The following is a 340-nucleotide window of genomic DNA, read 5'->3' as shown; positions in this document are numbered from 1 at the left end:
TTAAGGTAACTGTTAAAGATCCACGTACGGATGCAGATAAGAATACACCAACGCCTAAGGATCAAACAGTAAACAAGGGCGAAACACCAGATGCTAAAGGTTCAATCGGAAATGTCTCAGACCTACCAAGCGGAACAACCTTTGAATACAAGACACCAGTAGATACAACAACAGCTGGTGAAAAAGACGCAACAGTTGTTGTCACTTACCCAGACGGTTCTAAAGACGAAGTACCAGTTAAGGTAACTGTTAAAGATCCACGCACAGATGCGGATAAGAATACACCGACTGCTAAAGATCAAACCATTAACGTAGGCGAAACACCAGACGCTAAAGGTTC

General features: G+C 42.9%; 1 protein-coding gene. It reads left to right on the top strand.

Features of this window, described 5'->3' with window-relative positions; translation table 11 throughout:
* Positions 1-340, top strand: a 340-nt coding sequence (locus HMPREF2867_RS08495) for a Rib/alpha-like domain-containing protein (RefSeq protein WP_256263084.1), incomplete at both ends; no start/stop codon positions are given.

It is taken from the genome of Streptococcus sp. HMSC064H09 (genome assembly GCF_001812625.1).
Taxonomy (GTDB): Bacteria; Bacillota; Bacilli; order Lactobacillales; family Streptococcaceae; genus Streptococcus.
This window is presented reverse-complemented; position numbering and strand designations above follow the sequence as displayed.